Source organism: Tolumonas auensis DSM 9187 (genome assembly GCF_000023065.1).
GTDB lineage: Bacteria > Pseudomonadota > Gammaproteobacteria > Enterobacterales > Aeromonadaceae > Tolumonas > Tolumonas auensis.
Window position 1 is genome coordinate 3143819 of sequence record NC_012691.1, and the last position, 15003, is coordinate 3158821.

Consider the following 15003-nt stretch of genomic DNA (forward strand, 5'->3'; position numbering starts at 1 on the left):
GGAATTCAGTTTTTTTGCCTTGTTATTTTTTAGTTTTTCGCACTTTGATAGCTGTACTGGTAATAACCGTAACTGCCGCCGTAATAGCCGGCCGCGCGTCTTTCCATCGCATTGAGGATCACGCCTTTTGCTTCAATGCCGTTCTGTTCCAGACGGCGCAGCGTCAGTTCCACTTCTTTGGCGGCGGTGACGGCAAAACGGGCCACCAGGAAGGTGGTGCCGGCCAGACGGCCGACAATCGCGGCATCGGTGACCGCCAGCAGCGGCGGGGTATCGACCAGCACCAGATCGTAATGCGCACTGGCCCACTCCAGCAGCGCGGCAAAGCGCGGATGCATCAGCAGTTCACTCGGGTTCGGCGGCACCTGACCACGGCCGATAAAATCCAGCCCCGGTTGTCCGCCGTGGGTGATGATTTGCGCCAGATCTTTCTGGCCGGAGAGGTAATCGGAAAGCCCGGTTTTACCGGTAGCCGACGAATAGTGATGCAGGTGGCCTTTACGCATATCGGCATCGATCAGCAGTACTTTTTGTTCGCCCTGGGCGATCACCGAAGCCAGATTGACAGAAACAAAGGTTTTACCGATCGACGGGCCCGGGCCGGTGATCATCAGCACGTTGTTGCGCGCTTCCATCATGGCGAAATGCAGGCTGGTGCGCAGGTTACGCAGCGCTTCAATGGAGAGATCCGCCGGGTTATGCTGTGCCAGCAGGGTCAGTTTTTTACTCTTCTGCTGCTTCTTGCTCTGCTCGTGCTGCCAGTCGGATAACGGCACCGAGGCGTAGACATTGATGCCCAGTTTTTCCAGCTCATCCGGCCCTTCCACCCCACGGTTAAAGGCGGCGCGGATCAGCACCAGCGCGACTGCCAGCATGCCGCCGAGCAGCGTGGCGATCACCACTATTAACGGTTTTTTCGGTTTCACCGGCTGAATTTTCACCGCCGCATGGTCGATGATGCGCACGTTACCCACAGTGCCGGCCTTGAGGATGTTCAGCTCCTGCACCTTGTTCAGCAGTTGCAGGTAGATTTGCTGGCCGACTTCCACATCGCGGGTTAACCGCAAGACGTCCTGCTGCACTTTCGGCAGTTTCTGCACCTGCTGGTTGATGCGCTCTTTTTCTTTCAGCAGTGTGTGGCGTTTTTCCAGCAGCGAAATATAGGCCGGGTGCGATTTGGTAAATTGCTGGGCAATATCCGATTCTTTAAAGGTCAGTTCGTTGAGCTGGGTTTCCAGCGACACCATGGTATCCAGCGCAGCTTTGGCTTCAAGGTTGAGATCGACCGATTCATTCTTCTGCCGGTAGCTGTTCAGCTTCTGTTCCGACTCTTCCAGCGAACTGCGTACACCGGGCAGATGCGATTGCAGAAACTCCAGGCTCTTTTCCGCTTCCGCCGCATTACGCTCGATGTTTTTCAGCACATAGTTGCGGGCGACACTTTCCAGCACGGAGCGGATCGCGTCACGATCATCGCCGTTCAGGCTCAGTGCCAGCATGCCGGTTTTTTTGCCTTTCTCGCTGACTATCAGATCCTGCTGCAGATCGTTGATCACCTGCAGGGTTGGCAGTTTGGTCAGGGTAAAACGCTGACCCGCCTCGCCCTGCAGATCAGCCACCAGCAACGAAATGCCGTCTTTGCTCTGCGCCAGTTCCCCGGCTTTGCCCTGCAGCAGTTCTTCACCGCCATGGCTCAGGCGGTAAGCGCCGTTTTCCAGCAGTTCCAGTGCAAACGGCAGCCCTTCATAGGCGGCCGGCACCTGAAAACGGCTGACCAGCAATTTACCGGCCTGCCAGCCTAACCGCGCGGCCAGCCCTTTACCGGCACCGTACGGAAAATCAGGGGTGATCTGTACATTCAGATTCAGCTCATCGACCGTCTGGCCGATGATCATGCGGGATTTGATCAGTTCGATTTCAGTGGCGGCTTCAGAATCGCTGCTGCCGAGCATGTCAGAGACATCGGATAAACCGGGGATGCCAGCTTTCTTTTGTTCCACCTGCACCAGTGCATCGGCCTGATAAACCGGGGTAGCACACAGCGCGTAAATCACGCCGGTCAGTGCAAACAGGCAGGTGATGCCAATGATCAGCCATTTGTTATCCAGCATCAGCCCCAGAAGACGCCCGAGATCGATGACCTCAGCCGTGTTACGGTTTTGCTGCTGCGGGGGGGTCGTGGTTGCCATGCTGTTCCCTGTTATTTTATTTGTTCAGACGTTGCGCCCAGGCCTGGGTGGCCTCGGCGATCAGATCGAAAGTAAATTCAAAAGCTTCACGGCTCTGCCGGTACGGGTCGGGGATATCGCGTTTCAGCCAGTGGCCGTAGAGCATGGTTTTCCCGCGGACTTCCGGCGCAATGCGCGTGACAGCCTCGATATGTTGTTGTTCCATCACCAGGATCAGGTCGTGCTGCTGACACAGAGCACGGGTCAGTTGCCGGGCGCTGTGCCCGTCGAGAGACAGGCCGTGATGCTGCGCGACAGCTGTGGCGGAGACATCGGCACTTTGCCCGGTCAGGGCGGCGATCCCGGCGGAAGAAACAGTTTTATGCGGCAACGCCTGCTGCAGCAGGCGTTCGGCGGTCGGTGAGCGGCAGACATTGCCGACACACACGATAAGAATTGCGTCGAAATGCATCATGATTACGGCCAGGTTCTGATCCGCAGGGTGCCTTCGCTTAGCTCATTGAAGCCACTGATGGTCGGCACCAGTTGCGAGATAACGCGGTTCCAGCGGGTGATTGGTGCGGCGGTGACATACACCACATCATACGGCTGCAGCTGGAATTCGGTGCCCAGCACCAGTGCGGTGGCGTCTTTGATATTCAGCTGATAGATGCTGGCCAGCTTTTTGTCTTTGGCAGCGTTATCGTGTTTGGCGCGGATCACGAACACCCCGGTGGCGTCGGATGCCAGCTGATCGATACCGCCCGCCTGCCCCAGCGCCTCGGTGAGGGTCATACCGGTGCGATCCATCTTCAGGGTGCTTTGTTTGGTGACTTCGCCCATGACAAACACTTTCAGCGCATCGTTGCGCGGCACATGGATGATGTCACCCGGAGCCAGCAGGTTGTTCTGGCTGAGATCGCCGTATTGCATCAGATCCTGCAGCGACAGCGCCTGTTCTTTGCCCTGGCGGGTCAGCACCACGTTGCGCCAGTCGGCATCGGCTGAGAGCCCGCCGGCCTGGTTGATGGCATCCAGCAGCGTCAGTGGCACGTTGGTGATGGCCAGTTCGCCCTGTTTACCGACTTCACCGGTGACATAGACTTTCTGTGAGCGGAAAGAGGCGATGCTGACATCCACCTGCGGGCTTTCGACATATTCGGCGAGGCGCGCGGCGACATCATCACGGATTTCGGTGACGGTTTTGCCGGTGACTTTCACCCGGCCAATGTAGGGATAGAAGATTTTGCCGTCGCTGTGCACCCAGTTGCCGGCATCGCTGGCACTGCGGTAGGAACCGGCCGGAATGGTCAGCTCGGGGTGATCCCACACGGTGATATTCAGCACGTCACCGACACCGACGCGGTATTCATACTTTTGCAGCGCGGTTTCCAGCGCGGGATTAACGCGGGCCTGCGGCATGGCAGGACGCAATTTTTCCACCAGACGCGGGGTCATCGGGTAGACATCGACCAGCTTATCGATATCGGCGGATTCATCAGAATCGGTGACCTGATTTTTACCGCTGACCGAAAGATGAGAGCCCGGAACGATGGTACAACCACTCAGCAACAGGGTTGTTGCCAGCATGGAAAGAAGCAGTTTTTTGTTCATATATCCTGCGTGATTTTTTGTTGTTTTTGATTTGGATGGATAATTTTTGTACAGAGGATGAACTGGTGGTTCATGGTGCGCCACAGTGCTGCCAGCCGGCTCGCCAGCCATCAGATATGGCTACCGCCAGTGGCTTGCAGCTGCCACTGCGCTGATAATTTTTACAGTTATCTGATTTAAATGGCTTTTTTCAGATGTCGGCTTTGCGGCACCGGAATTTATGGAACGAGGGAGGCAGGAGGAGAAAGATTCCTTCCAAATTGTGACGTGCGATCCCTGCATTCAACTGAGAAGCAGGATAATACATGACGCCGATCACATCAAGGATGAGTCTTGGATCAAAAAACGGAATTTCAGTAAAGGTGTTTTACAAAAATTGATGCAATTGGGAATGGGGGTTGCAAGGGGGGCATGGTCAGTCGACGCACATTGCCACATTTGTAGCGCATTGCTACAATAATAGCGTAACTCACAGCGGAGAATGATATGTCTACAGCGAGCATCAGACTTGATCAAGAGCTTGTCGATAAGGCTGCCATTATGGCTAAGGCACTCAATCGTACAACGCCTAAACAAATTGAACATTGGGCAAAAATTGGCGAAATGATGGAAGATAATCCTGACTTACCTTACGAGTTCGTCAAGCAAGCGATCATCGCTAAAGCTGAAAAAGAAGCAGGTAAGCTGGAGACCTACAGCTTTGGCTAAAATAACCCAGGTTCTTCAAACACCGACCTTTAAAAAAGCTGTCAAAAAACTGCATAAAAACCAAAAGGAGGATCTGGATGAAGCGATCAAACAGCTGATGGCAGATCCTCTTCTCGGTGAACAAAAGAAGGGTGATCTCGCCTTTCTACGCGTTTACAAATTCAATATGGTAAAGCAGTTAACTTTACTTGGTTATAGCTATGAAGATGGAACTGTCACTTTAGAGTTGATGGCTTTGGGGTCGCATGAAAACTTTTACCGCGATCTGAAGAAAATTTTCTGAGTCATATAAGTTTTTTTTGCAAAATCCGCAACAGTCATTTGCTGATTAGCCAGTATTTCAGCAACAGAGAAAGGCATAAGCTGTCTGCATCGTTAGGCGTATGACGCAGGAGACAGCCATGAGCCGCTTACCTACCCTCTTTATTTCGCACGGTTCGCCGATGCTGGCGCTGGAGCCGGGCACGACCGGGCCGGTGCTGACCCGGATCGGGCAACAGTTGCCGAAACCCAAAGCAGTTCTGGTGATCTCGGCGCACTGGTTAACCCAGCAGCCGACGCTGACCAGCAGTCTTACCCCGGAAACAATTCATGACTTCGGCGGTTTCCCGCGCGCGCTGTATGCGCTGCAGTATCCGGCCCCCGGTTCACCGGCGCTGGCTGAACAGGTGCAGGCAATGCTGCAGCAGGTCGGCCTGGATGCCCAGCGCGGCCTCGATCACGGCGCCTGGGTGCCGCTGCGGTATCTGTATCCGGATACCGATGTGCCGGTGGTGCAGTTGTCGCTGAATCCGTCGGTGTCACCAAAATTGCAGTTTGCGCTGGGGCAGTTGCTGCGGGGTTTGAGTGATGAAGGTGTGCTGATTCTGGCGTCCGGCAGTTTTACCCATAATCTGGGTGAGCTGCACTGGGACAGCCCGGAAGAGTTACCGGAAGCCGGTGATCCGTATGTCGATCAGTTCCGCGACTGGGTGATCGCCAGGATTGAGGCACATGATATCGATGCGCTGAATGATTATCGCAAGCTGGCTCCGCATGCCCGCCGTGCCCATCCGACCGATGAGCATCTGCTGCCGCTGTTTGTGGCGCTGGGTGCGGCTGATAGCACCGAGGTAGTACGTCTGCATAAAGATGTCGCACTCGGCACGCTGGCGATGGATGTTTTTGCCTTTGGATCGGGGGGGGGGTTGCTGAAGGAGAATGGTTAAACGTCTTGTCTAATGCTTGGTTTGTAACTACACTTTATGCGCATTATCTATACGCATTTTAAATGGTGAATTATGAGAAACGCATACAATGCACAAGCACCGAAAAAAGCGACCAACCTTAGCTTGAATAGCGAACTACTTGCTGAAGCTAAACGCTTGAACATCAATCTGTCTGCGACTATGGAAAAAGCGCTCGTTCAGGAAGTACATGAAAAGAAGAAAGCAGAATGGCTACAGCAAAATGTCGAGGCCATAAGTGCTTGTAACGAACTCACTGAAAAACATGGACTATTTTCTGATTCATTCCGAGCATTCTGATGTCGCAATTTACGCTATATAGAAATCCCGATGAAGCCACAGCCACAACGTATCCGTTCTTCGTGGATGTGCAGAGTGACCTATTAGAAAACCTGAATACACGCCTGGTCATTCCATTAACGCCAGTTGCGTTATTAGAAAAGAAAGTACCAAGTCATTTATGTCCAATCATTCATTTGGATGAAGGTGACTTCGTGATCCTGACACAACAAACTACCTCTGTGCCAACCAGAATCCTGGTTGAGCCAACACATGATTTAAGCACGTTCAGAGATGAAATTATTGCTGCGATTGATTTTCTAATTACCGGTATTTGATCGCGAGCGCCTGATTCGCATCGGCGGGTTCCTGCTCTCTGGCGGAGATAAAACCGGGGACAAACGGTTTTATGAAACGATGATACCGATAGCTGAACAAGAATTTTTAAACCATCTGTAGCTAATCTGGAAAAGCGTGGTCAGGAAATCAAACTGTCCTCACTGAAACGCTATGTTGAAGCGATGGGTGGAAAACTGACTGTTGATGTTCAGTTGCCTGATGGTCGTCATATCGGTATCAATTTCTGAATTATTAATCCTGCAAATAGCCGGCATGAAATCGCAGGTGTTCTTCGATGAAGCTGGCGATGAAGTAGTAGCTGTGGTCGTAGCCCGGTTGCATGCGTAGCAGCAGGTTGGCTTTCACCTGCATGCCTGCGGTGTAGAGTGCCTGCGGCTTCAGCTGTTCTGCCAGGAAATTATCGGCATCGCCCTGATCCACCAGCATCGGCAAATCACCACGGTATTGAGCTAACAGCAGGCTGGCATCGTACTCTTCCCACGCGGTGCGATCGTCCCCCAGATAGGCGGTAAACGCTTTTTGCCCCCACGGACAATTCAGCGGATTGGCTATCGGTGCAAACGCCGAGACGGAGGTAAAACGCTGCGGATTGCGCAGTGCCAGCACCAGTGCGCCGTGTCCGCCCATGGAGTGGCCGCTGATGGCACGTTGATCGGATAACGGCAGTTGCGCTTCCAGCAGGGTTGGCAGTTCGGTCAGGATGTAGTCATACATCTGATAATGCTGCGTCCACGGTGCCTGCGTGGCATTGACATAAAAGCCAGCGCCCTGCCCCAGATCGTACGCCGGATCGTCGGCCACGCCGTCACCGCGCGGGCTGGTATCGGGGATGATCAGCGCAATCCCCAGTTCCGCCGCCACGCGCTGCGCTCCGGCTTTGACCGAGAAGTTTTCATCGCTGCAGGTGAGTCCGGACAGCCAGTACAGCGCCGGGACTTTGTGCTCAGCCGCCTGTGGTGGCAGAAAGACCGAAAACTGCATCTCACAGTTCAGCACCGCCGAGTTGTGCTTATAGCGGACTTGTCGTCCGCCAAAGCATTTTTGTTCCTGTACTAATGTCAGTGCGCTCATCGACGCTCCTTATTTATCGAACAGGATCACGGTACGGATGGATTTGCCTTCGTGCATCAGATCAAACGCATGATTGATGTCATCCAGCCCCATGGTGTGGGTGATGAAGGTATCCAGCTCGAACTCGCCGTTCATATATTGTTCCACGATGCCTGGCAGTTGTGAGCGGCCTTTGACGCCACCGAAGGCGCTGCCTTTCCAGATCCGGCCGGTCACCAGCTGGAACGGACGGGTGGAGATCTCCTGCCCTGCCGCCGCGACGCCGATGATCACCGATTCGCCCCAGCCCTTATGGCAGCATTCCAGCGCGGAACGCATCACTTTGACGTTACCGATACATTCAAACGAGAAATCGACACCGCCGTCAGTCATTTCGACGATCACGTCCTGAATTGGCTTGTCGAAGTTCTTCGGATTGACCACATCGGTGGCACCGAGTTTCTTCGCGATATCAAATTTGTCTTCGTTGATATCAATCGCGATGATGCGGCTGGCTTTGGCCATTACGGCACCGATGATGACGGACAGACCGATACCGCCCAGACCGAACACAGCTACGGTGTCACCCGGCTGTACTTTAGCGGTGTTTTTCACCGCCCCCATGCCGGTAGTCACGCCACAACCCAGCAGACAGACTTTTTCCAGCGGCGCGTCTTTACTGATTTTCGCCAGCGAAATTTCCGGCACCACGGTGTGCTCGGCGAAGGTTGATGTGCCCATGTAGTGGAAGATCGGCTTGCCGTCTTTGAAGAAACGGGTGGTACCGTCCGGCATCAGGCCTTTGCCCTGCGTGGCACGAATGGCCTGACAGAGGTTGGTTTTCCCGGATTTACAGAATTTGCATTCACCGCATTCCGGGGTGTACAGCGGGATCACGTGATCGCCGACCGCTACGCTGGTGACGCCCTCGCCGATCGCTTCCACGATACCGGCCCCTTCATGGCCGAGAATAGCCGGGAAAACGCCTTCCGGATCGGCACCGGACAGGGTGTAAGCATCGGTATGACATACCCCGGTGGCCACGATACGTACCAGCACTTCGCCTTTTTGCGGCGGCATCAGATCCACTTCTTCAATTGACAGGGGTTTACCGGCTTCCCAGGCGACGGCGGCGCGGGTTTTGATCATATTCATGTTGAGCTCCTGACTAAGGGTGGCATATTCGAAGTATGGTTTATCGACGAGAAAAAACAGCACACCGACGCGCTGTAAATACATCCTTGTACGCTCGGACGCGGCGTCCATGCCGCGTACGGTCGGCTTAGCTGTTCTTCCCCGTCTCTTTAAAAATCAGCGATACCTCATTGTATTCAGATCAATACGGTTGATAATCAATGCATACTGCAAATAATTTTTACCGTAGAGTAATAATGACTATCTGGGATGGCATTAATGAGTTCATCTGCGTGGTTGAGACGGAGAGTTTCACCGCTGCCGCGAAACGACTGGATGTCTCTGTGGCGCATATCAGTCGCCATGTGAATCAGTTGGAAGATCGCCTTGGAGCAAAATTACTGTATCGCACCACCCGAAAACTACGCCTGACCGAGGTCGGTGAAGTCTATTATCAGCATGCGCGCAAAGTGCTGAATGAGTTACAGGAAGCCGATCGTGCCGTGATGGAAATGGAAGGCAAACCCACCGGCAAACTGCGTATCACTGCACCGGTGTATTACGGGGAATATTTTCTGGCGCCACTGGTGAATGATTTTCTGCTGCAATATCCGCAACTTGATCTGGAACTGAAACTCACCAATGAAACCATTGATTTGGTGGAGGAAGGTTACGATCTGGCGATCCGGCTTGGCACGCTCGATTCTTCCAGCCTGATGTGCCGCAAGCTGGCACGCAGAACCCAATATCTATGCGCTTCGCCAGCGTATCTGGCCGCGAAAGGCACACCGCACACGCTCACGGATTTAGCCAATCACCGCTGTCTGGGCGGCAGTATCGATCACTGGCGGTTTCTGGAAAACGGCAAACTGCGGAACTGGCGCATAGGGTCGGCCTGGAGCTGTAATTCAGGTCTGGCGTTAAAAGATGCCGCCTTAAAAGGCTTAGGCATTGTGCAGTTGCCGGATTATTACGTGCAGGAAGAACTGAAGCAGGGTTTGCTGGTGAGTCTGCTGGAGGAATACCGGCTGCCGGATGATGGCATCTGGGTGGTTTATCCGCATAACCGGCATCTGTCGCCGAAAGTAAAACTGCTGGTTGATTTTCTGGTGAAGAAGCTGGGGGCGCGCGCGTGACAGCACTACAACCTATCAACTTGATAGGTTAATGCTTATACCATATACTTTAAAAACATCAGATCCGCATGCCTTCGTGATGACGGTGAAAATCCCCAACTGAGGGGAAAGCCTGTAATACAGGGGGATCATATGGAAAAATATCACTACAAAGAATGTGGTTTGAGTAACGTCTACCTGTTAAACGGGTTTACGATCATTAACGATGAAGAATATGGTGAGTGTGTCAGCATCAACAATCGTGCGGCACTGGAAGTCACCATTGCTAAAAATATTATTAATTTACAAAGACCTCTATCAGGTGAAGAACTTCGTTATTTGCGCAAAACGATGAACCTGTCGCAAAAAGCTATCGGTGAACAGATCGGCTTGTCTGAACAAACGATAGCCCGATGGGAAAAAGACGAAAGCAAACCATCCCGTTCGGAAGATGCGGTTATCCGTGATCTTTATTGCGAATACATCGACTCGGATAGCAAAATTAGTTTTTTCCTGAAAGCGATAGCCAGCGCCGAAGCAGAAGCTGTTATGACCCGAGAAATGAATCTTTGCACTGATGAACGCGGCGCGTGGGAAGTGGCGGCTTAAATCAGGTTGGGCGGCCAGTGCCGGTTCTCAGAAATGATGAGATATTGTTTCGCAGATAATTAGATACTTACGATAATTCCGCCCTGACCGAGGGGTTCATTAATCTATATATCTTTGATTTAAATCGGATTATCTTGCATGCGCGTGATCCGGCTTATAGATAGACTAATAGATACTTTAATAGATAGTAGTATAGATTTATTCACTTTGGTGAAGAGAAATCATCGCTTACTCAATCAAATCCGGCTGGGGTCATTATACTGAAAGTATTGCTGATCCTGATGAGGCTGCCGTTATGCTACGGAATCTGTGGCTGATTATCTTTTTTGCCGTGCTGATTTGGTCGGCGATTGCGCCGAAAGATCTGTTTACCTGGCTGCTGGAGGTTTTCCCCGCCCTGATCGCGCTGCTGGTGCTGGCGAAAACCGAGCGGACGTTCCCGCTGACGCCGTTGCTGTATAGCCTGATCCTGCTGCACGCCATTATTCTGATGGTGGGCGGTCATTACACTTACGCCGAGGTGCCGCTGTTTGACTGGATCCAGGAGTGGACCGGTTCGGCGCGCAATAATTACGACAAGCTCGGCCATCTGGCGCAGGGATTTGTACCGGCGCTGGTTGCACGGGAGCTGGTGATCCGCAAGCAGATCATCCGCGGCCGGGGCTGGCAGAACTTTTTCTGTGTCTGTACCTGTCTGGCGATAAGTTCCGTATATGAATTGCTGGAATGGGCGGTGGCGCTTGCCTCCGGTGCCGAATCAGAAGCGTTTCTCGGCACGCAGGGGTATGTCTGGGATACGCAGTCAGATATGTTTTATGCGCTGATTGGAGCAGTCACGGCGCTGCTGACGCTGAGCCGTTATCACGACCGGCAGCTGGCACAATTGCAATAGGCTGAAATAACAAAGCTCTGCAGAGTTCCGGGTTCTGCAGAGCTGTTCAGATCACTGAAATGAACCATCTTCCATACGGCTGATTACTTCCAGCACGGTATGTAATCCTTCTTCTGTCGACAACATCTCAACCGGGCATTTACCACCAAGCGAACTGGCGGGCTCTTTCATCCAGAGCTCGGCGGTTTCCATATCGCCTTCAAAAAACTCGGTAGCAGCCTGCAGAGCTTTGTTGTAGTTACGCAATTCGAGTGATTTCATCAGCGCCTCCATTCTGTTACCGATACTGCCTATATTAAAAGTATAGTTTAAAAGACGCTGACAGGCGGGATACTGAGACGCGGAATCCGGTTATGCCATTTTTCTGATTTTTAAGCCGACATACAAGAGGGTCAGCCAGCCGGCGATCAGCAAAAGACCGCCAAACGGGGTGACCGGGCCAAGCCATTTGCTACCGGTGCAGGCCAGCAGATAGAGGCTGCCACTGAAACAGAGGGTACCCGCCGCCATCAGTTGTGCCGCCCGCGGTATCAGCCGGCTGTCCAGCAGTTGCGCCAGCGCGAACAGGATCAGCAGCATCATGGCGTGGATCAGCTGATAACGAACGCCGATTTCCCAGACATTGAGTGAAGACGGCAGCAGAATATTTTTCAGTCCGTGAGCACCGAATGCTCCGGCGGCAACGCCCGTGGCACCCAACGTTGCGCCCCATAACACCATCCAGCGATGATTCATGCATTAATCCTGTTTTTTCAGTTGTGGAGAGGTATCAAACGTCAGCAAGCCGCTGCTGCGGAAATAGCAAAAAGCAGGCAGGATCTATGACCCTGCCTGCTGCCTTACTCTCTCATTCGGTACTTATCTTACCACTTATGCCTTCTCTCCCGGCAGACGGAAATAGTTTTTGGCATTATTGAAACTGATGTTCTTCACCATTTCGCCCAGTAAACTCATGTCGTTCGGCACTTCGCCGTTTTCTGCCCAACCGCCAATCATATTACACAGAATACGACGGAAGTATTCATGGCGGGTATACGACAGGAAGCTGCGGGAGTCGGTCAGCATGCCGACAAACTGGCTCAGCAGACCCAGCTGTGACAGCTGTTCCATCTGGCGTTGCATGCCGTCTTTCTGATCGTTGAACCACCAGCCGGAACCGAACTGAACCTTACCGGCAATACCACCGCCCTGGAAGTTACCAATCATGGTGCCGAGCATTTCGTTATCGCGTGGGTTCAGGCAATACAGAATGGTTTTCGGCAGTTCGTTGGTGATATCCATGGCATCCAGCAGTGACGACAGCTCGAACGCGAAGCTCTTGTCACCGATGGAATCAAAACCGGCATCTGCGCCTAACAGCTTGAACATCCGGCTGTTGTTGTTACGCTGCGCGCCGATGTGCAGCTGCATCACCCAGCCACGTTTGGCATATTGACGGCCCAGCCAGACCTGTACTGCGGTGGTGTATTGCGCTACTTCCAACTCGCTCAGCACGCCGCCGTTCATCCGGCGATGCAGCAGCTTGTCGAGTTCGGCTTCGGCAGGCACTGCGGCAAAACGCACCACTTCGATACCATGGTCAGCCGCACGGCAACCATGCGCCGCGAAATGATCCAGACGACGATCCAGCGCGGTCAGCAGATCGCTGAAGCGTTCGATTTCGATATCCGCCGCGCGACCCAGTTTGTCGATGTAGGCCGCGAAACCTTCCAGCTCGATCTTGAAGGCTTTGTCCGGACGCCAGCTTGGTGCCACTTCGATATCAAAGCTTTGGTCAGCGGCAATCGCCTTGTGGTATTCCAACGTATCTAGCGGATCATCGGTGGTACCCACCATTTTCACGTTCATCTGCTGCATGATGCCGCGCGGGGTGAATTCCGGCGTTGCCAGCAGGTCGTTGCACTGGGTCCAGATCCCTTCAGCCGTATCCGGGTTCAGTACGGTATTGGTGATACCGAACGGACGACGCAATTCCAGGTGTGTCCAGTGGTACAGCGGGTTACCCAGGCACATTGGCACTGTTTTCGCCCAGGCCTGGAATTTTTCATAATCCGACGCATCACCGGTGATAAAGCGCTCTTCAATACCGGCGGAACGCATGCCTCGCCATTTGTAGTGATCACCGGCCAGCCAGATCTCGGCCAGATTCGCGAATGGCTTGTTTTCAGCCACGGCACGCGGGTTCAGATGGCAGTGGTAATCATAAATCGGCTGCGATGCCGCATACTCATGGTACAGACGCTGTGCCGTCTGGTTACTGAGCAGAAAATCTTCGTCTAAAAATGCTCTCATTCTTCCTCTCCTCTTAATCTGTGATTACAGCGCCGCAACAGCCTGACGGGCGCCCACAGCGAGCAGACGGGCATAAGCATCAGTTACCGCCTGGATAAACAGCGGGTTAGCCGCTAAATCGGTGCCGAAAATCGCTTCCACACCGGCCAGCGCAGGAACAACAGAAACATTCAGACCATGCTGATCACAGATGGCTTTCAGCTGTTCCGCCATCGGGTCACGCACGTCAATGACGTTACCCTGTTCATCCACACCGCTGACATAGCGCATCCAGCCCGCTACGCCCAGTGCCAGATGAGAGAAATCGTTACCGTTTTTCAGGTGGAAACGGATGGAGTTCAGCATACGCTGCGGCAGCTTCTGGGTGCCATCCATCGCGATCTGCCAGGTACGGTGTTTCAGGCTCGGGTTGCAGAAACGGGTGATCAGCAGATTGGCGTAACCGACCAGATCGGTTTTTTCCGGCATGTTCAGCGTTGGTGCCTGTTCACGGGTCATCAGGGTGAAGGCCGCGTTACGGTAGTTGGCATCGGTCATGGTTTCGTCGATGTGCTGGTAACCGCCCAGATAACCGAGGTAGGCCAGGAAGGAGTGACTGCCGTTCAGCATACGCAGTTTCATATCTTCGTAAGGGATCACGTCTTTCACCAGTTGTGCACCGGCAACCGCCCAGTCAGGGTGACCGGCAACGAAGTTATCTTCGATAACCCACTGACGGAAAGATTCGGTCGCGATACCGCAGCTGTCGGCCACACCCAGCAGTTTTTCCACGTCAGCCAGTGTTTCCGGAGTGGCAGCCGGCACGATACGGTCAACCATGGTGCAAGGGAAAGTCACGTTGGTTTCGATCCAGTCAGCCAGTTTTTTATCCAGCAGATTGACATAACCCAGCACTGCACGACGGGCGACATGACCGTTTTCCGGTACGTTATCGCAGGACAGCACTGAGAATGCAGGCAGACCACGGTCACGGCGCAGTTTAAGAGCCTGAACCAGATAGCCGATGGCAGATTTCGGGGTCTCAGGGTTAGCCAGATCATGCACGATCAGTGCATTGTTCTTGTCTAACTGCCCCGTGGCCGGGTCGCTGCAATACCCTTTTTCCGTGATGGTCAGGGAAACAATGGCGATCTGTGGTTCCGCCAGTTTTTCCAGCACCGCGTCGGTACCGTCCAGCTGAGAGTGCACAGATTCAATCACTGAGCCGATAATTTTAACGTCATTCTTATCGGCACTTTTTTCCACCACGGTATATAAATGATTTTGTTCACGCAGTGTTTTGATCAGCGCGCCGTCACCAAACAGTTCAACCGCACATTCGCCCCAGTCGCTGTCAGTTTTAGCAGCAACTTCATTGGTGAATAAGGCCTGGTGGGCACGGTGGAAAGCACCAAAACCGATATGCGCGATGCGGGATTTCAAGCGACTGCGATCGTATTGAGCAGTCTCAATTCCACTATTAAGTTCGGTATTGGAAATATTTTTGCTGATAGAAGTCATCTTGAATCCCTACATATTCAGAAAAGGTCAGGAATTAAGAGCTTTTTAAAAATACT

General features: G+C 53.0%; 17 protein-coding genes. 8 read left to right on the forward strand and 9 right to left on the reverse strand.

Features of this window, described 5'->3' with window-relative positions:
* Positions 1–29 precede the first annotated feature (29 nt).
* Genes TOLA_RS14685 through TOLA_RS14695 form a run of 3 tightly spaced genes read right to left on the reverse strand, consistent with a single transcriptional unit; the run spans position 30 to position 3782 of the window.
* Positions 30–2189 (reverse strand): polysaccharide biosynthesis tyrosine autokinase, encoded by a 2160-nt coding sequence (locus tag TOLA_RS14685; protein ID WP_015879907.1) that lies wholly within the window; start codon positions 2187–2189, stop codon positions 30–32.
* A gap of 16 nt (positions 2190–2205) precedes the next feature.
* Entirely contained in the window at positions 2206–2616 is a 411-nt protein-coding gene (locus TOLA_RS14690) for an arsenate reductase/protein-tyrosine-phosphatase family protein (RefSeq protein WP_245534216.1), read from the reverse strand.
* 29 nt (positions 2617–2645) lie between these two features.
* On the reverse strand, positions 2646–3782 hold the full coding sequence (locus TOLA_RS14695) for a polysaccharide export protein (protein WP_041609945.1): 1137 nt from the start codon (positions 3780–3782) through the stop codon (positions 2646–2648).
* 486 nt (positions 3783–4268) lie between these two features.
* Here TOLA_RS14695 and TOLA_RS14705 point away from each other — a divergent pair, with 486 nt between their 5' ends.
* From TOLA_RS14705 to TOLA_RS14725, 5 genes are all read left to right on the forward strand, one after another.
* The gene (locus TOLA_RS14705; RefSeq protein ID WP_015879910.1) at positions 4269–4490 is read left to right on the forward strand and encodes a TA system antitoxin ParD family protein; all 222 of its coding nucleotides are present in this window, start codon (positions 4269–4271) and stop codon (positions 4488–4490) included.
* Positions 4483–4773: a type II toxin-antitoxin system RelE/ParE family toxin gene (locus TOLA_RS14710; protein ID WP_015879911.1), complete on the forward strand. Its 291-nt coding sequence runs from the start codon at positions 4483–4485 to the stop codon at positions 4771–4773. The genes TOLA_RS14705 and TOLA_RS14710 overlap by 8 nt, the downstream gene beginning before the upstream one ends.
* Positions 4774–4891: 118 nt before the next feature.
* Positions 4892–5698 (forward strand): DODA-type extradiol aromatic ring-opening family dioxygenase, encoded by an 807-nt coding sequence (locus TOLA_RS14715; RefSeq protein ID WP_015879912.1) that lies wholly within the window; start codon positions 4892–4894, stop codon positions 5696–5698.
* 72 nt (positions 5699–5770) lie between these two features.
* Positions 5771–6016 carry a type II toxin-antitoxin system CcdA family antitoxin gene (locus TOLA_RS14720; protein ID WP_015879913.1) on the forward strand — a complete coding sequence of 82 codons (246 nt, stop codon included), beginning with the start codon at positions 5771–5773 and terminating at the stop codon, positions 6014–6016.
* Entirely contained in the window at positions 6016–6333 is a 318-nt protein-coding gene (locus tag TOLA_RS14725; RefSeq protein WP_015879914.1) for a CcdB family protein, read from the forward strand. The genes TOLA_RS14720 and TOLA_RS14725 overlap by 1 nt, the downstream gene beginning before the upstream one ends.
* Positions 6334–6586: 253 nt before the next feature.
* Here TOLA_RS14725 and fghA read toward each other — a convergent pair whose 3' ends face one another.
* Positions 6587–7426: an S-formylglutathione hydrolase gene (gene fghA, locus TOLA_RS14730; RefSeq protein ID WP_015879915.1), complete on the reverse strand. Its 840-nt coding sequence runs from the start codon at positions 7424–7426 to the stop codon at positions 6587–6589.
* Positions 7427–7435: 9 nt separating this feature from the next.
* Complete coding sequence (locus TOLA_RS14735) at positions 7436–8560, reverse strand: S-(hydroxymethyl)glutathione dehydrogenase/class III alcohol dehydrogenase (protein WP_015879916.1); 1125 nt, start codon at positions 8558–8560, stop codon at positions 7436–7438.
* 236 nt (positions 8561–8796) lie between these two features.
* Here TOLA_RS14735 and TOLA_RS14740 point away from each other — a divergent pair, with 236 nt between their 5' ends.
* The 3 genes from TOLA_RS14740 to TOLA_RS14750 all read left to right on the forward strand — a co-directional run bounded on the left by TOLA_RS14740 (position 8797) and on the right by TOLA_RS14750 (position 11155).
* Positions 8797–9675, forward strand: coding sequence for a LysR family transcriptional regulator (locus tag TOLA_RS14740; RefSeq protein WP_015879917.1), 879 nt, complete (start codon positions 8797–8799; stop codon positions 9673–9675).
* A 132-nt stretch (positions 9676–9807) separates the two neighbouring features.
* Entirely contained in the window at positions 9808–10263 is a 456-nt protein-coding gene (locus TOLA_RS14745) for a helix-turn-helix domain-containing protein (protein WP_015879918.1), read from the forward strand.
* A 295-nt stretch (positions 10264–10558) separates the two neighbouring features.
* A complete protein-coding gene (locus TOLA_RS14750) occupies positions 10559–11155 on the forward strand; it encodes a DUF2238 domain-containing protein (protein WP_015879919.1) in 597 nt (198 codons plus the stop codon).
* Between the two features lie 51 nt (positions 11156–11206).
* On the opposite strand, the gene TOLA_RS14755 is transcribed toward TOLA_RS14750, so the two are convergent.
* The 4 genes from TOLA_RS14755 to TOLA_RS14770 all read right to left on the reverse strand — a co-directional run bounded on the left by TOLA_RS14755 (position 11207) and on the right by TOLA_RS14770 (position 14947).
* On the reverse strand, positions 11207–11416 hold the full coding sequence (locus TOLA_RS14755) for an MbcA/ParS/Xre antitoxin family protein (protein ID WP_015879920.1): 210 nt from the start codon (positions 11414–11416) through the stop codon (positions 11207–11209).
* A 90-nt stretch (positions 11417–11506) separates the two neighbouring features.
* Positions 11507–11890: a DUF423 domain-containing protein gene (locus tag TOLA_RS14760; RefSeq protein WP_015879921.1), complete on the reverse strand. Its 384-nt coding sequence runs from the start codon at positions 11888–11890 to the stop codon at positions 11507–11509.
* 135 nt (positions 11891–12025) lie between these two features.
* On the reverse strand, positions 12026–13447 hold the full coding sequence (gene uxaC, locus TOLA_RS14765) for a glucuronate isomerase (RefSeq protein WP_015879922.1): 1422 nt from the start codon (positions 13445–13447) through the stop codon (positions 12026–12028).
* A gap of 24 nt (positions 13448–13471) precedes the next feature.
* Positions 13472–14947, reverse strand: a complete 1476-nt coding sequence (locus tag TOLA_RS14770; RefSeq protein ID WP_015879923.1) for a mannitol dehydrogenase family protein — start codon at positions 14945–14947, stop codon at positions 13472–13474.
* Between the last annotated feature and the right edge of the window lie 56 nt (positions 14948–15003).